This window comes from Aurantimonas sp. 22II-16-19i (assembly GCF_002088275.1).
GTDB lineage: Bacteria > Pseudomonadota > Alphaproteobacteria > Rhizobiales > Rhizobiaceae > Jiella.
Map to the genome: position 1 here is coordinate 16,072 of NZ_AQQS01000049.1, position 18,116 is coordinate 34,187.

Sequence of the window (18,116 nt, forward strand, 5' to 3'; positions counted from 1 at the left end):
GGCGGGCCGGGGGGACGTCAGAGATCCTCGCGCAGCATCCTGTCGATTTCCCGCCGCTCCTTCCGGGAGCGGATCTGCACCGCGTCGATGGTGCGCGGGCTCAGCTTGATCCCGCCGTCGTCTTCGATGATGTCGTAGCTGCGCCTGGCGCCGATGCTGATCTCGTCGGGCCCGTAGATGCCGATGACGTAGATGGTGAAGGCCTTCAGGCCGTCCCAGCCATTGTGCGGCCCGGGCGGATCGTCGGGACCCGCATAGTCGAGGACGTGGGTGACGATGGCGGCAAAGCTTCCCAGGTCGCGCATGGCGCCGGATTCGATCGGCCCCTGGCGGGTCTGCTGCTTGATGTCGCCGGCATCGCCGGTGTCCTCGATTTCCTCGATCTCGGTGACGGGATAGCGCAACTCGCCGCCGCGGGTTTCGAGCACCACGATGATGCTCCGGATGAAGATCGTGTCGCGGCTCATGTTGGTGACGAGGCAGCGCGCCTCGAGACTGGACCGCATGCCGCGGGTGATCAGCAATCGCGGCCGCCGGTCGCGGCTGAAGCTCGACCACAGCATCTGCAGGTAGAAGGCCCAGATCCCGAGCATGCCGAGATTGGCGAAGACGTTGATCAGCTCGGAATTGTCCGAGATCCACTCCAGCATGGTGTCCTCTCTGCGACCGGTTTTCTGCAACCGGCCTGAGCCCGGTGGGCCGTCCTGCGCCCGCCTCGCGATGGTCGGGCGCTGGGTTCGGGCGGCCCGGACGGGTGGGCCGAAAATGACGCTTTCGTCCAAGATTGCGAGAGCGCGCGCACCGATCCTATCTATAGGCGGCGGAGCATCCGGGTTCCGCGCCAGCGGCGGGAGACGCGCAAGATGAAGAGTGCCGGCATCCATCACGTGACCGCCATCGCCGGTCCGGCGGCGAGAAATCTCGACTTCTACACCCGCGTCCTCGGCCTTGCTCTGGTGAAGAAGACCGTCAATTTCGACGATCCGAGCGCCTACCACCTGTATTTCGGCGACGCGGCCGGCGCGCCGGGCACGATCGTGACCTTCTTTCCCTTCGAGCACGCCGCCCCCGGCCGCGTCGGCGTCGGCGAGGTGGAGGAGATCATGCTCGCCGTTCCCGCCGCCTCCCTCGGCTTCTGGTCCCATCGGCTGATCGAGAAGGGCGTCGAGCACGGCGGGATCGAGAAGCGGTTTTCCGAAAGCGTCCTGCCCTTCAAGGATCCCGACGGCATGCGGCTGTCCTTCGTCGCCACCGCAGCTGAGCCCGCGAATGGCCCGGCTGCCGGGGCGGCGGGTGACGACGCGGCCATTCCGAGCGACAGCGCCATCCTCGGCATCCACGGCGTCAGCCTGCTGATCGAGGAGGAAGCGCCGACCGCGGCGATCCTCACCGACGTCTTCGGCTTCGACAAAGAGGGAACCGACGGATCGCGCCATCGCTACACGTCGGGCGCCGCCATCGGCGGCATCGTCGACCTGCATGCGGTCGGCGGCTTCCTGAAGCCGCGGCCCGGCCGCGGCAGCGTCCACCATCTCGCCTTCCGCGCGGCAAACGACGCCGACCAGGCGGCGATGACGGCGAAGCTGTCGGGCGAGCACGGCCGCGAGGTCACCGAACAGAAGGACCGGAAATACTTCCGCTCGGTGTATTTCCGCGAGCCCGGACATGTGCTGTTCGAGATCGCCACCGACGCTCCGGGCTTTGCGGTGGACGAGCCGGCCGGTGCGCTGGGGGCCGGCCTGATGCTGCCAGACCAGTACGAGCCGCTGCGCGAGCGCATCGAGGCGACACTGCCCGAGCTCTGAGGCGGCCCGCGTCCGGGCGGTCGAGCCGCCGGTCTCCCGAGGCTGCGTGGCGCCGGTGGGTCCGCGCGTCCCGCTGGCGGCCATGTGGCTGTCCCCGGAGCGGTCTCCCGAGGCGGTCCTTGGGGCGCGGCACGCACGGCGCCGCGCCCCGCCTGGCTGGCCGTCGCAACGGGTTCTTCACGACCTCGCGAAATTGTTTCTGCCGCAGTGCGACATCGGACTCGCATTGGCTGACGGATCCGATTACATCTGCGAACGATCGTTCGCTCTCATCTCTCGAGCCGACTGGCCGCTGCTTTGCCGAAGCCTGCGCCGGGCCCTCGATGGAGACGATCCCGATCCCGATCGAGCGAGCCCACGAAAGTGCCAGATGTCCGACAGCCAGGCCCTGAAGATCCAGTTTCCGGTCCCTCCCGCACCGACCTCGGCGCATGAGCTGCGTCGCCAGCAGGTGCTCGAGGCGGCGCGATCCTGCTTTGCCCGCTCCGGCTTCCATTCGGCATCGATGCAGCAGATCTGCGCCGAGGCGCAGATGAGCCCCGGCGCGCTCTATCGCTATTTCCCGTCCAAGGACTCCATCATCGAGGCGATCGCCGAGGAAGAGCGGACGCTTGCGGCGGCCTGCACGCAGCTGCTGTTCGTGCCCGGCGACCCGGTCGAGCGGATCATCCAGGTCGGCCTCGAATATCTGCGGCAGACCCGCGACCGGGCGACCGGCGGCCTGACCATCGAGATCTGGTCGGAGAGCATCCGCAACACCGCCGTCGGCCAGCGCTTCTGCGAGATCGAGGCCGCCGTCCATACCGCCTTCCGCAAGCTGCTGGTCGAGGCGCGCGATCGCGGCGAGATCGACCGCGACACGGATATCGACGCGGCCATGCTCCTGATCTTTTCCCTTGCCGACGGGCTGATCGTGCATCTGCAGCTGCGGCCGGAGATCGGCATCGACGCGATCGAGCCGCATCTGCGCAAGTTCGTCGAGGGGCTCCTGTCACCGAAGACCGGCCATGCCCGCGCCTGAACCCCACATGACCGAATCGAACGCGGCCGGTCCGTTCCGCCGCCCGGAAGAAACGACGATGACGATGCCCCGCCTCGAGCGAAATCGCCCCGCCCCGAACGGGCCAGCCCCGAACAAGCCTGGCCGAACGTCCTCTTTCCGCCGCCTGGCACTCGCTTTGGCCGGGCTGGCGGGCCTGACCTGTGCGAGCCTCTCCTTCGTGAGCACCGGCCACGCGCAGGAGAGCGCGCCTTCTGCCGAGGCCCCGAAGCCGCCGAGCATCTCGGTGATTGCCGCTAAGGAAGGCGAGATCGTCGAGACGGTCGACGTCACCGGCACCCTCATGCCCCGCGAGACGGTTTCCATCGGCGCCGACGTCGACGGGCTGCGGATCGTCGAGCTGGCCGCCGAAGAGGGCGACCTCGTCGAGAAGGGCGAAGTGCTGGCGCGGCTCGAGACCGACATGATCGATTCCAACATCCAGCTGAACGCTGCCCAGATCGCGCGGGCGGACGCCGCCATCGCCCAGGCCGAGGCGCAGATCGTCGATGCCGAGGCCGCCGCCAAGGAGGCCGATGCCGCGCTCGAGCGCTCGCGGCCGCTGGCCCAGAAGGGCATCGTCGGACGCGATGTTCTGGAACAGCGGATCGCCGCCGCCGGCAGTGCCCGCGCCCGCGTGAACGCCGCGCGCCAGGGGATCGCCCTCGCCGAGGCGGACAAGGCGGCCCAGATCGCCCAGCGCGACCAGTGGCTCCTGCGCAAGTCGAAGGCCGAGATCAAGGCGCCGACGGCGGGCCTCGTCCTGTCGCGCGACGCAAGGCTCGGCGCGATCGTCTCGGCCGCTTCGGGCAGCCTGTTCGAGCTCGCCCGGGACGGCCTGATCGAGCTGGAGGCTGCGGTCTCGGAAACGGTTCTCGCCCGGCTGTCGAAGGGGCAGGAGGTTTCGGTCCATGTCGCCGGTCGCCGGTCGCCGGTCGCGGGCACGATCCGGCTGATCTCGCCGCGCGTCGACCCGGCGACGCGGCTCGGCTTGGTCGACATCGCACTGCCTGTGGGCGACGACGGCCTGCATGTCGGCTCCTTCGCCCGCGGCGTCATCTCCCTCGACCGGAGCGAGGGCGTGCTCGTCCCGCGCACCGCCGTGGTCTTCGACGGCGAGGACGCCGTCGTCCAGGTGGTCAAGGACGGCGTCGTCGAGCGCCGGGTTGTGGAACTCGGCCTGACCACCGCCGAGACCGTCGAACTCAAGGAGGGCGTCGCGCCGGGCGAGAATGTCGTGGCGACCGCCGGCGCCTTCGTGCGCGACGGCGACACCGTGACGCCGGTGCAACTGGCCGCCAGCGAGGCGCAGCGATGAACTGGAACTTTTCCGCCTGGGCGATCCGCAATCCGGTTCCGCCGATCCTGCTCTTCGTCGTCCTGATGGCGCTCGGGGTCTACAGCTTCTTCGCCCTGCCGATCACCCGCTTCCCGAACATCGACGTGCCGGTGATCGCCGTCACCGTCACCCAGTCGGGCGCGGCGCCCTCCGAGCTCGAGACCCAGGTGACCAAGCGGGTGGAGGACGCCATCGCCGGCGTCACCGGCCTCAAGCACGTCACCTCGACGATCACCGACGGCCAGTCGGTGACGGCCGCCGAGTTCCGCCTCGAGATCGATACCGACCGGGCGGTCAACGACGTCAAGGACGCCATCGCCAAGATCCGCTCGGACCTGCCGCGCTCGATCGACGAGCCGATCATCCAGCGCATCGAGGTCGAGAACCAGTCGATCGTCACCTATGCGGCCTCCTCGCCGGGCATGACGCCGGAGCAGCTGTCCTGGTTCGTCGACGACACCGTCATCCGCGCGCTGCAGGGCCTGAAGGGTGTCGGCCGGGTGGAGCGCATGGGCGGCGTCGAGCGCGAGATCCAGGTCCGGCTCGATCCGGACCGGCTGGCCGCCCTCGGCGTGACGGCGTCGACGATCAACGCGCAGCTGCGCTCGACCAATGTCGACCTGTCGGGCGGGCGCGGCGACTTCGGCGGCCAGGAACAGGCGATCCGCACGCTCGCCTCGGCCGACACGGTCGCCGGCCTCGCCGCGACGCGCATCGCGCTGCCCGGCGGGCGGGAGGCCAAGCTCTCCGACCTCGGCGAGGTGGTCGATTCCTGGGAGGAGCCGCGCTCCTTCGCCCGACTCGACGGCGAGCCCGTGGTCGCCTTCTCGATCTACCGCGCCAAGGGGGCGAGCGACACCACCGTCGCCGACGCCGCGGCCGAGCGGGTGGCCGAGCTCGGGCGGGACTTCCCGAACGTCTCCTTCGCCAAGATCGACGACAGCGTCACCTACACCTACGGCAACTACGAATCCGCCATGGAGACGCTGGCCGAGGGGGCGATCCTCGCCGTCATCGTCGTCCTGTTCTTCCTGCGCGACTGGCGGGCGACGCTGGTCGCCGCCATCACCCTGCCGCTCGCCGCCATCCCGACCTTCGGCGTCATGGATCTGATGGGCTTCTCGCTGAACCTCGTCAGCCTGCTCGCCATCACGCTGGTCACCGGCATCCTCGTCGACGACGCGATCGTCGAGATCGAGAACATCGAACGCCACATGTCGATGGGCAAGCCGCCCTATCAGGCGTCGATGGAGGCGGCCGACGAGATCGGCCTCGCGGTCATCGCCATCACCGCGACGATCATCGCCGTCTTCGCCCCGGTGTCCTTCATGGGCGGCGTCGCCGGCCAGTATTTCAAGCAGTTCGGCCTGACCGTGGCGATCGCGGTGTTCTTCTCGCTGCTGGTCGCGCGGCTGATCACGCCGATGCTGGCGGCCTATTTCTTCAAGCCGCACCGCCATGACGGCCCGGGCTTCGGCCGGCTGTTCCTCAAGAAGCTCCTCTGGTTCATCCCGCTCTGGGCGATCGGCGCCGCCGCGCTCTACACGCTCGCCATCCTGCCGGAACTCGGCGCCCAGTCGGCCCTGGCGAACCTCCTGGCCCCCATCGCCGGCAGCCTGCCGCCGATGGACTTCGAGACGGCGAAGACCGATGCCGCGATGCTCGCGGCCGGTCTCGTCGGGCTCGCGGCGGTGCTCGCCTATCTCGGCATGCCGCATGCGCCGGAGGGCAAGGTCGGGCCGGTGATCCGTGGCTACACCGCGTTCCTGCGCGGCACGCTGCACGTCTTCTGGATCCCGACGCCGTTCTGGCGCAAGGGCGCCGACGGCCGGCGGCGGCTCATCCGCTTTCCCTTCGGCATGCGCTGGGTGACGCTGGGCGTCGGCCTCGCGATCTTCGCCGGGTCGATCCAGGCGATCGGGCTGCTGCCGACCGGCTTCATCCCCAAGGAGGACGCCTCGCGCATCGTCGTGTCGCTGGAGCTGCCCCCCGGCTCGACCCTCGAGACGACCCGCCAGGTCACCGACGAGGTGGTGGAATCGCTCCGCGAGCTGCCCGAGGTGCGCAGCGTCCTGGTCATCGGCGGATCGAGCCCGACGGGAACGCTCGAAGTGCGCCGCGCCGCGCTGACGGTGAACCTCCTCAGGAAGCACGAGCGCATCCGCAGCCAGGCGCAGCTCGAGCCGATCGTGGCGGAGAAGCTCGCCGAGATCCCCGATCTCAGGGCCTTCTACGTCAACGATCGCGGCGAGCGCGAGCTCTCCGTCGGCATTCTGGGCGATGACGGCGACGCCGTCGCCGAGGTCGCCGCGAAGCTCGAGCAGCAGATGCGCCAGGATCCGATATTCGCCAGCCCCTCGGCCATGGCCTCCTTCGCCCGGCCGGAAGTGCGCATCACGCCGCGCTTCGACATCGCCGCCGATCTCGGCGTCACCGCCGACCAGATCTCGGAGACGGTGCGGGTGGCGACGATCGGCGACGTCGGCGCCAATCTCGCCAAGTTCAATCTCGGCACCCGCCAGATCCCCATCCGGGTCGAGCTGGAGGAAGCGGCGCGGGCGGATCTCGCCACCATCCGCAACCTCAAGGTCACCACCGCATCGGGCGCCGCGATACCGCTCGAGACCGTCGCCGACATCGGCTTCGGTCGCGGCCCCTCAACCATCGACCGCTACGACCGCGAACGGCTGGTCAAGGTCGGCACCTCGATGGCGCCGGGCTTCGAGATCGGCGAGGGTTCGGCGCGCATCGCCGAGCTCGATGCGGTGAAGAACATGCCGGCGGGCGTGCGCCTGCAGGAGGTCGGCGACGCCGAGATCCAGGGCGAGGTCTTCGCCGGCTTCGCCTCGGCGATGGTCGCCGGCATCATGATGGTGCTGGTCGTCCTGATCCTGCTCTTCGGCTCGTTCTTCGTGCCGATCACCATCCTCGCCGCGCTGCCCTTGTCGGTCGCGGGCGTCATCGGCGCGTTGCTCCTGACCCACACGGCGGTGTCGATGCCGGTGGTGATCGGCATCCTGATGCTGATGGGCATCGTGACCAAGAACACGATCATGCTGGTCGATTTCGCGGTCGAGCGGGAAAAGCATGGCATGAGCCAGACGGACTCGATCATCGATGCCGGCGCCAAGCGCGCCCGGCCGATCGTCATGACCACGCTCGCCATGGCGGCAGGCATGCTGCCGGCGGCGATGGCGACGGGCGAGGGCGGCGAGTTCCGCGCTCCGATGGCGATCGCGGTGATCGGCGGCCTGCTGGTCTCGACGGTCCTGTCGCTGGTGCTGATCCCGTCGATCTACACGCTGATGGACGACCTCAGCCACGTCACCGGCCGGTTCTTCCGCTGGGTGCTCCAGCCGAACGCGGCAGTCGAGCCGACGACCGGCACGGCGATCGCCGTTGCCCATGGCGGCGGCGTCGCGGCCTGGCCCCATCCGTCGGGACCGGTTCCCGCGACGGGTTCGGGCGGGGCCTTCCTCTACGGTCCGCCGGCGATCTACCAGATCGGGGTGAAACCGTCGCAGGACGACGGGGAGAGCCAGCCGCGGACCTATCCGCACGCCGCCGAATGAGCCGGCCGCCGGCGCCGCCCCCGCGGCGTCGGCGGCCACTTGACCGGCGGCGGATTCCCGTGAAGAAGCTTCCTCCATGGAACCCATCGGCGAGGGCGCGGTCGCGCCGGACATCGAGATCAGGCGGCTGACGCTGGCGGACGCGCGCGACCTCGCGCCGCTGATCGCCGCCTATAACCAGTCGCTGTTCCGCGGGCCGCCCGGCTCGCCCGACGCCTACTATGCCGAAGAGCTGCTGCAGGACCGCACGGCGGAGATTCTCGGCGCGCGGCTCGACGGTGCGCTCGTCGGCTTCATCATCTTCTACGACATCCCGGACGTGTGGACCGGCATGCGCTCCGGCCTTGCCGACCACATCTTCGTCGACCACCGGCACCGCCAGAAGGGCATCGCCAAGGCGATGGTCGACGTACTCGCCGAGGAGGCCGACGGCCGTGGCTGGTCGAAGCTCGTCCTGCATGCGCCGCGCAATCCCGGCACCGGGCGCCGGCTGTACGAAAAGGTCGCCGAGCCGGCCGACTGGGCGAGCTACGTCATCCGCTTCGTCGAGCGCGAGCCGAGCGTGCGCTGATTCGCCTCGGGGGGCTGCCGCAGCCCCCCGAATCCGGCGTCTGCGGCCGCCGGCGGGGCGCCGCGAAAGCGCTTAATCGATTAAGCTCTTGCGTTCTTTTCGCACCTGCGTCGAAAGGCTTGCTTTCATCGGGGCGTTCGTCCTTTTAGAAGGCTTCCATTGGTCCGTTGCCGCTCTGCTCTACCCTGAGAGGGCCGACCGACGGGCGAACGCATGGACAGGAAGGCACCGATGTCCGACGTCAAATCCGCGCGGCCGCTCTCGCCGCATCTTTCGATCTACCGCTTCCGCCCGACCATGGCGATGTCGATCGTCCACCGCATCACCGGGGCCGCACTCTATGTCGGCACCGTCCTGCTGGTGTGGTGGCTGGTCGCCGCGGCGAGCGGGCCGGATGCGTTTGCCACCGCCTCGGGCTTCTTCGGCTCGATCATCGGCCAGCTGATCCTGTTCGGCTATTCATGGGCCCTGATCCACCACATGCTCGGCGGCCTCAGGCATTTCGCCTGGGACATGGGCTATGCCGATTCCAAGGAGACCTCGACGGTGCTCGCCATCGCGACGCTGGTCGGCTCCGTCACCATCACCGTGCTCCTGTGGCTCGGCATCCTGATCTTCGGTTGAAAGGGGCAGCATCCATGAGCGACTTCAGAACCCCGCTTCGCCGCGTGCGCGGCCTCGGCGCCGGCGGCGGCACCGAGCATTTCTGGCGCCAGCGCCTGACCGCCCTGTCGAACGCCGTCCTGATCACGGTCTTCGTGATCCTGCTCCTCACCCTGATGAACGACAGCTACGGCGAGGTCCGGGCGGCCTTCGCCAATCCCTTCGTCGGCATCCTCATGGCGCTGATGGTCGTCTCGGCGACGATCCACATGAAGCTCGGCATGCAGATCATCATCGAGGACTATGTCCATGGCGGCACCAAGCTGCCGCTCCTCATCCTCAACACCTTCTTTGCGATCGCCGTCGGCGCGGCGTGCCTCTATGCGATCGTCAAGCTGAGCTTCGGAGTCTGACCATGGCCGAGAATGGATCGACCGCGAACGGCGCCACACAGCCGAGCGCCAAGCCCGACGGGACCGGCGGCTACACCGCCCAGCCCCACCGAACCGCGCCGGGCCAGAACGGCAAGGCCTATGGCTTTATCGACCACACCTTCGACGTGGTGGTGGTAGGCGCCGGCGGCGCCGGCCTGCGCGCCACCCTCGGCGCCGCCCAGGCCGGCCTTCGGACCGCCTGCATCACCAAGGTCTTCCCGACCCGCTCGCACACCGTCGCGGCCCAGGGCGGCGTCGCCGCCTCGCTCGGCAACATGGGCAAGGACGACTGGCGCTGGCACATGTACGACACCGTCAAGGGGTCGGACTGGCTGGGCGACCAGGACGCCATCGAATATCTGGTGAGGAACGCGCCCCAGGCGGTCTACGAGCTCGAGCATTTCGGCGTGCCGTTCTCGCGCACCGAGGACGGCCGGATCTACCAGCGGCCGTTCGGCGGCATGACCACCGAATTCGGCCAGGGGCCGGCCGCCCAGCGCACCTGCGCCGCCGCCGACCGGACGGGCCATGCCATCCTCCACACGCTCTACGGCCAGTCGCTGCGCCATTCGACCGAGTTCTACATCGAATATTTCGCCATCGACCTGATCATGGACGAGGAGGGCGTCTGCCGCGGCGTCGTGGCGCTCTGCCTCGACGACGGCACCATCCACCGGTTCCGGGCGAAGAAGACGATTCTCGCCACCGGCGGCTACGGCCGGGCCTATTTCTCCGCCACCTCGGCCCATACCTGCACCGGCGACGGCGGCGGCATGGTGCTGCGCGCCGGCCTGCCGCTGCAGGACATGGAGTTCGTGCAGTTCCACCCGACCGGCATCTACGGCGCCGGCTGCCTGATCACGGAGGGCGCCCGCGGCGAGGGCGGCTACCTGACCAACTCGGAGGGCGAGCGCTTCATGGAGCGTTACGCACCCTCCGCGAAGGACCTCGCGTCCCGCGACGTCGTCTCGCGCTCGATGACCATGGAGATCCGCGACGGGCGCGGCGTCGGCAAGGACGGCGACCACATCTTCCTGCATCTCGACCATCTCGACCCGGCGGTGCTGCACGAGCGGCTGCCGGGCATCTCGGAGTCTGCCCGCATCTTCGCCGGCGTCGACGTCACCAAGGAACCGATCCCGGTGCTGCCGACCGTCCACTACAACATGGGCGGCATCCCGACGAATTTTCATGGCGAGGTTCTGACCAAGAAGGACGGCGATCCCGATTCGGTGGTTCCCGGCCTGATGGCCGTCGGCGAGGCCGGCTGCGTGTCGGTCCACGGCGCCAACCGCCTCGGCTCCAACTCGCTCATCGACCTCGTGGTCTTCGGCCGCGCCGCGGCGCTCCGATGCGCCGAGACGGTGGTGGCCGGCGAGAGCCAGCCGGACCTTCCGACGGGGGCCGGCGACAACGCGCTCGCCCGCCTCGACCGCTTCCGCTACGCCGACGGCTCGACCCCGACGGCGCAGCTGCGCGACACCATGCAGCGCACCATGCAGTCGAACTGCGCGGTGTTCCGCACCGGCGAGATCCTTGAGGAGGGCCACCAGAAGATCCACGACGTCTGGCGCGCCTCCGACGACATCCGCGTCACCGACCGTTCGCTGATCTGGAACACCGACCTCGTCGAGACGATGGAATACGACAATCTCATCGCCCAGGCGGTGGTGACGATGGATTCGGCCCGCAACCGCACCGAATCCCGCGGCGCCCATGCGCGGGAGGATTTCCCCGACCGCGACGACCAGAACTGGATGAAGCACACGCTGTCCTTCTGCGACACGGTCGGCAAGACGGTGACGCTGGAGGATCGGCCGGTGCACACCTACACCCTGTCGAACCAGATCGAATACATCGAGCCGAAGAAGCGGGTGTATTGACATTTTGCGGCCGCAGGCTGTTCCCTATCGATCTTGAAGGATGACGATCGATGTCTTTCGTGGGACATAACAGCCGGCGGCCGAAATCCATGTTTGCCATTGTCTTCGATCTGGACACGAACAGCCTGAAGGACGTCTACGGGGGTCCATCCTGGAACAACGCCTACAACGACGTCCGGAACTTCCTGAAGAAGCGTGGATTCGATTGGCAGCAAGGCAGCACCTATTTCGGCGACGATACGGTGGATGCCGTGTCTTGCGTGCTGACCATCCAGGACATGACGGCCGAATTCGACTGGTTCGCTCCGGCGGTGCGCGACATTCGGATGCTTCGGATCGAGGACAACAACGATCTGATGCCGGCGGTCGAGCGCGCAGCGAACCGCCGGAAGTCATGATTCCCGCCAAGAAAGTGGCTGTCGTGGGATCCACGACCCCTGCGTCCCTCCCAGCTTTCGGACCGCTGCGTGCGGCAGGCTGAGCATTGCCCCTTGGTCGTGAAGGGGCGGGCGAGTTGAGGCCGGGCGGGACGGATGAGAGCTACCCTGCATTGCGTTGGATCGCGCGGTGCCGGGTGCTCCTTTACGCGGGTGGTTGGCTCCTCGTCGGTCTCTCCGTGTTCATCGGAGCGCCGGAGCTTGCCGGTCGCCAGCCGGAATGGGTCTATCGTATCGGGCCCGACCGCCTGCTCGCGCAGGCCGGTTTCTGCCTGTTGGCCGCCACTGTTGGTGCCATGGTCCTGGCGAGCCTTCGGCTTCGCCGCTTTCGCTACTTGCCCGGCATCGTGCTGAATGGCCTGGTGGTCGCCTTCGTCGCGACCGCGGTCTTTTCCAGCGGCTTCTTCGGCGAAGTCTGCGGGCAGCGGAAGGGTTGCTACTTCCTGTCCATCGCGCCGGCCCCGACGGACACGATCTATGAAATATGGCGTGCGCCGGCATGGTGGTCGCCTGTCCTGGTTCGGTTGAAGGCGGCGGAGAGCATCCACATCAACTATTCCGAGGACGGCTCCTACACCTCCGATCCACATCTTCTCCTCAGCAACGACGAACAAATCCTGGTCCTGGCTCGCGGCGGCTATCTCGTCGACGCCATCGATCTTGCCTCGGGACGGGTGCTTTCGGACTTCATCGGCTGGGGCGAGCCTGACCGGGACGCCCTGATGCGGCAGAACTCCGATGCGATCGCCGCCATCGCGGCAAGCCACGGGGGCCTTGCCGACCGGTGAGCGCCGCCGCTCGCGTCCGCTCGACCGGCGGCACCGCGATGGCGCTCGGACGGCGGGATTGACAGCTGCGCCGGGCCATGGCGCTGTCCGGTGGCGCAACAGGGTCGGAACGCCCTTCATTCTGAGAAGTCGCAACCCATGCTTTCGGCCAAGTCGGACAGTCGCCTCGACATCCACAATTCGGAGATTCCAGCCGTCTGCCGGGCCTGCGAAGCCCGCCACCGCGGTGTCTGCGGCGCGTTGACGCCCGACCAGCTCAGCCATCTCAGCCGCCATACGACCCGCCAGGAGGTCGCCAGCGACACGCAGCTCGCTTCTGCCGGGGAGACCGTCGGACATTATTCGAACGTTCTCGCCGGCGTGGTCAAGCTCAGCCGCCTGATGGCCGACGGGCGCCAGCAGATCGTCGGCCTGCAGTTCGCGCCGGATTTTCTCGGCCGGCCGTTCCGCGCGACGAACGAGGTGTCGGCGGAGGCTGCCACCGGCGTCAAGCTGTGCCGCTTTCCCAAGGCGGTGATGGACGAGATGATGGCCCGCTCGCCCGATCTCGAGCGCCGGCTCTATCAGCAGGCGCTCGATCAGCTCGACGAGGCCCGCGAGTGGATCCTCGCTCTCGGACGCAAGAGCGCGGCCGAAAAGGTGGCGAGCTTCATCCTGATGATCGCCGAGAACGTCGATCCCGACCAGGTCGACGCAGGCGTCCCGATCCGCTTCGAGCTGCCGCTGAAGCGGGCCGACATCGCCGATTTCCTCGGCCTGACGATCGAGACCGTCAGCCGCCAGATCACCCGGCTCCGCAAGGCCGGCGTCATCGTCGTGGAGAACAACCGGACGGTGACCGTCCCCGATCTGGATCGGCTGCGCGACACCTGCGAGACGGATGCGGGCTGAACGGGGCGGTCTCGTCTCCGGAAACCAGCCTGGCAGGCCGACGTCAAACGTCGATCGGGCCCGTGCCCGCGGTTTCACGCAGTTTTGTACCACCCCGTCGTCATCTGCGTTTCCACCGGGGGGCCGTTCTCGATCCATAGCGCCCATGGAGTTTCCGGGCGGTTCAACGGTCTGATCCGGCCTTGTCGGCCGTCACGCGCCCCGCGAGCGGCGAGCCCACGACGCGGCCGACATGGTTTCGAGTGGCGCAGGCGGCGGCACGCTGCTATGTCTGGCGCGGGGCTGACGTTAGGGAATTTTGGCCATGACCAGAATGCTGGCGCTCGCCGCCGCCTTCGCTGCGATCGTTACGACCGGGGCGACTCCGGCTCAGGCTTCCGGCTGCGGGTGGTATGCGCTCGGCGGCGCCTTCCAGAGCCGCAATGCCGCCTACAACCAGGCCGGCGATCTCGACGCCTCGGTCTATGATCTCGACGATTCCGACAGCCCCAATGCCGGCAAGGGGTTCTACGTCGTCGCCCTCGGGCCGGTCCGGCGGTCGCAGGCGAACGAGTACCGACGGGAATTCCGGCGCAACGGCGTCCGCAGCGCCTATGTGAAGCGGATGTGCTTCTACGGCCCGCGGCTGTAGGTCGGGCCGCCGCGCCGGCGACGCAGGAACGGTCTTCCGGCCCTCGGCGATGGGCGATCCCTAAGCTTCGATGACCATGCCACCCGGGGCACCCACCCACCGGCGCCGGATGGGTAGCCCGCGACACGCCGCCCCGGCAGTTGCCGGGTGACGGTCCGCGGCCGCTGCTGCCGATGCCGTTTCGGGACAGGGGCTTCGGCGAAGGATCGGTCGCCGCCCCCGATCTGGCACGCGCTTTGCTGAGCTTTCCTCGTCGCGACGGCGGGAGGCGTTGCGCGGGAACGGTGCGGCTCGCAAGTGCGCCAGCGGCCGGCCCGCCCGATCGGGTTTCGACCCACGACATCCCGCCTCTGGAACTGCCGCCGCGTCGCGGCCCGCCATCCGGCCGGGCCGCCGGACAGCCGATTCTTGAAGCGGGCCGTCGTCTCGGCCCACCGTGGAGGAAAGAACTCATGAAGACCCTGTTGCTTCGAACCGTGTCGCTCGTCGCCTTCGGCCTCGTCTCGACCGCCGCCAGCGCCGATCCGAAGGGCTGCGACGACGGCGAGATGGTGATCAAGTTCAGCCACGTCGTCGCCGCCACCGGCCATCCCAAGGGCGACGCAGCCACGTTGCTGGCCCAGCGCGTCAACGAGGAAATGGAAGGCAAGGCCTGCATGGAGGTCTTCGCCAACTCGACCCTCTTCGACGACGACAAGGTGATGGAAGCGCTGCTTCTCGGCGACGTGCAGCTCGCCGCCCCGTCGCTGTCGAAGTTCGAGGCCTATACGCTGAAGTATCGGCTGTTCGACCTGCCCTTCCTGTTCCAGGATCTCGATGCCGTCAGCCGCTTCACCCAGTCCGACACCGGCAAGGGGCTGCTGACCGTGATGGAGGACGTCGGCTATACCGGTCTCGGCTACTGGTCCTCGGGCCTGAAGCAGTTCTCCGCCAACAAGCCGCTGCTCGTTCCCTCCGACGCCGACGGCCTGAAGTTCCGCATCCAGACCTCCGACGTCGCCGAGGCGATGATCGAGGCGATGGGCGGCTCGGCCCAGAAGCTCGCCTTCAAGGAGGTCTACGGCGCGCTGCAGACCGGCGTCGTGGACGGCCAGGAGAACACCTGGTCGAACATCTACACCCAGAAGTTCTTCGAGGTGCAGGACGGCGTCACCGAGACCAACCACCAGCTCCTCGCCTATCTCCTCGTCACCTCGACCGAATGGCTGAACGGCCTCGATCCCGAGGTGCGCGACCAGTTCCTGAAGATCGCCGACGAAGTGACGATCGCGGCGAACGACGCCGTCGCCGAGACCGAGACGAAGAACCGGCAGAACATCATCGATGCCGGCGGCACGGTGCGCGAGCTCTCCGCCGAGCAGCGCAAGGCGTGGGTCGACACGATGAAGCCGGTCTGGGCGACGTTCACCGACGACGTCGGCCAGGAGAACATCGACGCGGCGGTGGCGGCGAACGCCACCAACTGACCAGGAACCGTCTCCCGGCGCGGCAGACTTGCCGCCGCCGGGAGCGCCTGCCTCCCGGCGCCCGTCCGACCCCCAGCGGCCGCGACGGACGCTCTGTCCCTTCCTTCAAAGCAAGCCGCCGGCCCGCCGCCCGACTGGAGCTGCGGCCGGTCCTGACAGGGGTTTCGACCTTGCTGAGCCTGTGGCCCTATTTCGCGATCCTCGGCCTGATCGCGCTCCTCTTCCTCGCCGAACGGCGCTGGCCCGATGCCATCACCCGGATGGAAGAGAACGTCCTGGCGATCCTGATGGCGACGATCACGCTCGTCTCCTTCTTCCAGGTGATCGCCCGCTACGGCTTCAATTCCGGCTGGGGCGGCGCCCTCGAATTCAACCGCATCCTGTTCGCCTGGATGATCCTGTTCGGCATGAGCTACGGCCTGAAGACCGGGCTGCATCTCGGCGTCGACGCGGCGATCCGCACCTTTCCCAAGCCATTGTTCAAGGCGGCGGCGATCTTCGGCGCCTTCGCCACGCTGCTCTATGCGGCGATCCTCCTCTCCGCCGACTGGCTGCAGCTCTTCGGCGCCAAGACCTCGGGCGGCGCCGTCTTCTACTGGCAGCGCTTCTTCAACGTCGGCATCGGCCTCGACGACCTGCGCTACCCGGTGTTCATCCAGGAGGTCTTCGGCGTCCAGGAGCGGGTGCAGCGCTGGATCGCCTATCTGATGCTGCCGATCGGCCTCGCCCTCCTCGGCTTCCGGGCCATCGAGGCGATGATCGCCATCGCCACCGGCAAGCGCGAGCTCGTCATCGCCGGACACGAGGCGGAAGACCTCGTCGCCGAAAACAAGGACGTCCTGAAGGACTGATCATGGAATCCCTCGTTCTCCTCATTCTCGTCCTCGGCCTCCTGTTCCTCGGCGTGCCGGTGGCCATCTCGCTCGGCCTGTCGGCCGTGATCATGATCGCCTTCTTCTCCACCGATTCGATGTCGTCGGTGGCCATCCAGCTGTTCACCGCGGCCCAGAACTACACGCTTCTCGCGATCCCGTTCTTCGTCCTCGCCTCGGCCTTCATGTCGACGGGCGGCGTCGCCAAGCGGCTGATCGACTTCGCCATCGCCGCCGTCGGCCATTTCCGCGGCGGCCTCGCCATGGCCTCGGTGCTGGCCTGCATGCTGTTCGCGGCGCTGTCGGGCTCCTCGCCGGCCACCGTCGTCGCCATCGGCACCATCGCCATCGCCGGCATGCGCAAGGTCGGCTACACGAAGGAGTTCTCCGCCGGCATCATCGCCAATGCCGGCACCCTCGGCATCCTGATCCCGCCCTCGATCGTCATGGTCGTCTATTCGGCGGCGACAAACGTCTCCGTCGGGCGGATGTTCCTCGCGGGCGTCATTCCCGGCCTCCTCGCCGGGCTGATGCTGATGGGGGCGATCTACATCGTGGCGCGCTGGAAGAACCTGCCTTCTGAGCCGTGGCGGGGCTTCCTGCCGCTGCTGCGGGACGGCAAGTCGGCGGGCTTCGGCCTGTTCCTGATCGTCATCATCCTCGGCGGCATCTATGGCGGCGTCTTCACGCCGACCGAGGCGGCGGCCGTCGCGGCGGTCTACGCCTTCCTGATCGCCGTCTTCGTCTATCGCGACATGGGACCGCTGAAAGGCCAGCCCTGGATCGCGGAGACCGACGGCAGGCGCGCGCGCGCCGGCTTCTCGGCTCTCGCCTACGGCGTCTCCTTCTTCATCGTCGCGCTGATCCTCGTCTATTTCCTGACGGCCGGGCCGGGCGGCGGCTCGACGCTGTCCTTCGGCGAGCGGGCGCTGGTCTGCGGCGTCCCGGCAATCCTGATCGCCCTCGCCTATGCGCTGTGGCGGGGCGAGGGGGGCGCCGGGTCCATCGGCGGCACGCTGGCAGCGGGCCTGCCGATCTTCGGGCGCAACTTCGCGATGATCGCACGCACCTTCCTGCCCGCCTGCTTCCACGGCGAGACCCGCAAGGTGCTGGTGGATGCGTCGAAGACGACGGTGATGCTGATGTTCATCATCGTCAACGCGCTGCTGTTCGCCCATGTGCTCACCTCCGAGCGCATTCCCGACGCGATCACCGCCGTCATGCTCGACTACGGCTTCACCTGGTTCACCTTCCTGATCGCGGTGAACGTGCTGCTGCTCATCGGCGGCCAGTTCATGGAGCCGTCGGGCCTCTTGCTGATCGTCGCGCCGGTGGTGTTCCCGATCGCCATGGAGCTCGGCGTCGATCCGGTACATCTCGGCATCATCATGGTGGTCAACATGGAGATCGGCATGATCACGCCGCCGATCGGGCTGAACCTGTTCGTGACCTCGGGCATCACGGGCATGAGCCTCGTCAAGGTGGTGAAGGCGGCGCTGCCCTTCGTCGGGGTGCTGTTCCTCTTCCTGATCATCGTGACCTACGTGCCGTGGCTCTCGACCTGGCTGCCCTACAGCCTGATGGGCCCGGAATTGATCGTCCGGTGAGGGTGACGATACGGGCCGGCTGCGGCAGCGACGGCAGGAGAAGGCGCGATCGGGCGAGCCCCGGCCGCGCCGACGCTCGATAGGACGTGCGATAAATCCCTTCGGGATCTGCCGGACGTCGAGCTGATCTAGTGGTTTGACTCCAACGCTTGGAACCCGCGATTTCTAGCAGCAATGA

At 67.9% G+C, this 18,116-nt stretch carries 16 protein-coding genes; 15 read left to right on the forward strand and 1 reads right to left on the reverse strand.

Going from position 1 to position 18,116, the window contains the following annotated elements; all coding sequences use genetic code 11:
• Positions 1 to 17: 17 nt before the first annotated feature.
• A complete protein-coding gene (locus ATO4_RS24735) occupies positions 18 to 650 on the reverse strand; it encodes a hypothetical protein (RefSeq protein WP_083594459.1) in 633 nt (210 codons plus the stop codon).
• A 213-nt stretch (positions 651 to 863) separates the two neighbouring features.
• On the opposite strand from ATO4_RS24735, the gene ATO4_RS24740 reads away from it, so the two are divergent.
• The 15 genes from ATO4_RS24740 (at position 864) to ATO4_RS24810 (ending at position 17,938) form a co-directional block, all read left to right on the forward strand.
• Positions 864 to 1,805, forward strand: coding sequence for a ring-cleaving dioxygenase (locus ATO4_RS24740; protein WP_083594461.1), 942 nt, complete (start codon positions 864 to 866; stop codon positions 1,803 to 1,805).
• A 370-nt stretch (positions 1,806 to 2,175) separates the two neighbouring features.
• Positions 2,176 to 2,826 carry a TetR/AcrR family transcriptional regulator gene (locus ATO4_RS24745; protein WP_083594464.1) on the forward strand — a complete coding sequence of 217 codons (651 nt, stop codon included), beginning with the start codon at positions 2,176 to 2,178 and terminating at the stop codon, positions 2,824 to 2,826.
• Positions 2,827 to 3,025: 199 nt separating this feature from the next.
• On the forward strand, positions 3,026 to 4,162 hold the full coding sequence (locus ATO4_RS24750; RefSeq protein ID WP_245308918.1) for an efflux RND transporter periplasmic adaptor subunit: 1,137 nt from the start codon (positions 3,026 to 3,028) through the stop codon (positions 4,160 to 4,162).
• A complete protein-coding gene (locus ATO4_RS24755; protein WP_083594466.1) occupies positions 4,159 to 7,755 on the forward strand; it encodes an efflux RND transporter permease subunit in 3,597 nt (1,198 codons plus the stop codon). The genes ATO4_RS24750 and ATO4_RS24755 overlap by 4 nt, the downstream gene beginning before the upstream one ends.
• 76 nt (positions 7,756 to 7,831) lie before the next feature.
• Positions 7,832 to 8,326: a GNAT family N-acetyltransferase gene (locus tag ATO4_RS24760; RefSeq protein ID WP_083594468.1), complete on the forward strand. Its 495-nt coding sequence runs from the start codon at positions 7,832 to 7,834 to the stop codon at positions 8,324 to 8,326.
• 231 nt (positions 8,327 to 8,557) lie between these two features.
• Positions 8,558 to 8,950 carry a succinate dehydrogenase, cytochrome b556 subunit gene (sdhC, locus tag ATO4_RS24765; RefSeq protein ID WP_083594471.1) on the forward strand — a complete coding sequence of 131 codons (393 nt, stop codon included), beginning with the start codon at positions 8,558 to 8,560 and terminating at the stop codon, positions 8,948 to 8,950.
• Between the two features lie 14 nt (positions 8,951 to 8,964).
• Positions 8,965 to 9,342 carry a succinate dehydrogenase, hydrophobic membrane anchor protein gene (gene sdhD, locus ATO4_RS24770; protein ID WP_083594473.1) on the forward strand — a complete coding sequence of 126 codons (378 nt, stop codon included), beginning with the start codon at positions 8,965 to 8,967 and terminating at the stop codon, positions 9,340 to 9,342.
• A 2-nt stretch (positions 9,343 to 9,344) separates the two neighbouring features.
• The gene (gene sdhA, locus ATO4_RS24775; protein ID WP_083594475.1) at positions 9,345 to 11,246 is read left to right on the forward strand and encodes a succinate dehydrogenase flavoprotein subunit; all 1,902 of its coding nucleotides are present in this window, start codon (positions 9,345 to 9,347) and stop codon (positions 11,244 to 11,246) included.
• Positions 11,247 to 11,296: 50 nt separating this feature from the next.
• A complete protein-coding gene (locus tag ATO4_RS24780; protein WP_245308919.1) occupies positions 11,297 to 11,644 on the forward strand; it encodes a virulence factor in 348 nt (115 codons plus the stop codon).
• Between the two features lie 116 nt (positions 11,645 to 11,760).
• Entirely contained in the window at positions 11,761 to 12,471 is a 711-nt protein-coding gene (locus ATO4_RS24785; RefSeq protein WP_139802680.1) for a hypothetical protein, read from the forward strand.
• 138 nt (positions 12,472 to 12,609) lie between these two features.
• Complete coding sequence (locus tag ATO4_RS24790; RefSeq protein ID WP_083594481.1) at positions 12,610 to 13,362, forward strand: Crp/Fnr family transcriptional regulator; 753 nt, start codon at positions 12,610 to 12,612, stop codon at positions 13,360 to 13,362.
• A 304-nt stretch (positions 13,363 to 13,666) separates the two neighbouring features.
• Complete coding sequence (locus ATO4_RS24795; RefSeq protein WP_083594483.1) at positions 13,667 to 13,993, forward strand: hypothetical protein; 327 nt, start codon at positions 13,667 to 13,669, stop codon at positions 13,991 to 13,993.
• 452 nt (positions 13,994 to 14,445) lie between these two features.
• Positions 14,446 to 15,459: a DctP family TRAP transporter solute-binding subunit gene (locus tag ATO4_RS24800; RefSeq protein ID WP_083594484.1), complete on the forward strand. Its 1,014-nt coding sequence runs from the start codon at positions 14,446 to 14,448 to the stop codon at positions 15,457 to 15,459.
• Positions 15,460 to 15,629: 170 nt separating this feature from the next.
• Positions 15,630 to 16,310: a TRAP transporter small permease gene (locus ATO4_RS24805; RefSeq protein ID WP_176223161.1), complete on the forward strand. Its 681-nt coding sequence runs from the start codon at positions 15,630 to 15,632 to the stop codon at positions 16,308 to 16,310.
• Between the two features lie 2 nt (positions 16,311 to 16,312).
• Positions 16,313 to 17,938: a TRAP transporter large permease gene (locus ATO4_RS24810; protein WP_083594486.1), complete on the forward strand. Its 1,626-nt coding sequence runs from the start codon at positions 16,313 to 16,315 to the stop codon at positions 17,936 to 17,938.
• Positions 17,939 to 18,116: the final 178 nt, after the last annotated feature.

What these genes read in the sequence shown, in the direction of transcription:
- ATO4_RS24745 (WP_083594464.1), top strand. Translation starts at nt 2,176, where the DNA reads ATGTCCGACAGCCAGGCCCTGAAGATCCAGTTTCCGGTCCCTCCCGCA.
- sdhA (WP_083594475.1), top strand. Translation starts at nt 9,345, where the DNA reads ATGGCCGAGAATGGATCGACCGCGAACGGCGCCACACAGCCGAGCGCC.
- ATO4_RS24780 (WP_245308919.1), top strand. Translation starts at nt 11,297, where the DNA reads ATGTCTTTCGTGGGACATAACAGCCGGCGGCCGAAATCCATGTTTGCC.
- ATO4_RS24755 (WP_083594466.1), top strand. Translation starts at nt 4,159, where the DNA reads ATGAACTGGAACTTTTCCGCCTGGGCGATCCGCAATCCGGTTCCGCCG.
- ATO4_RS24760 (WP_083594468.1), top strand. Translation starts at nt 7,832, where the DNA reads ATGGAACCCATCGGCGAGGGCGCGGTCGCGCCGGACATCGAGATCAGG.
- sdhD (WP_083594473.1), top strand. Translation starts at nt 8,965, where the DNA reads ATGAGCGACTTCAGAACCCCGCTTCGCCGCGTGCGCGGCCTCGGCGCC.
- sdhC (WP_083594471.1), top strand. Translation starts at nt 8,558, where the DNA reads ATGTCCGACGTCAAATCCGCGCGGCCGCTCTCGCCGCATCTTTCGATC.
- ATO4_RS24800 (WP_083594484.1), top strand. Translation starts at nt 14,446, where the DNA reads ATGAAGACCCTGTTGCTTCGAACCGTGTCGCTCGTCGCCTTCGGCCTC.
- ATO4_RS24790 (WP_083594481.1), top strand. Translation starts at nt 12,610, where the DNA reads ATGCTTTCGGCCAAGTCGGACAGTCGCCTCGACATCCACAATTCGGAG.
- ATO4_RS24735 (WP_083594459.1), bottom strand. Translation starts at nt 650, where the DNA reads ATGCTGGAGTGGATCTCGGACAATTCCGAGCTGATCAACGTCTTCGCC.
- ATO4_RS24740 (WP_083594461.1), top strand. Translation starts at nt 864, where the DNA reads ATGAAGAGTGCCGGCATCCATCACGTGACCGCCATCGCCGGTCCGGCG.
- ATO4_RS24795 (WP_083594483.1), top strand. Translation starts at nt 13,667, where the DNA reads ATGACCAGAATGCTGGCGCTCGCCGCCGCCTTCGCTGCGATCGTTACG.
- ATO4_RS24810 (WP_083594486.1), top strand. Translation starts at nt 16,313, where the DNA reads ATGGAATCCCTCGTTCTCCTCATTCTCGTCCTCGGCCTCCTGTTCCTC.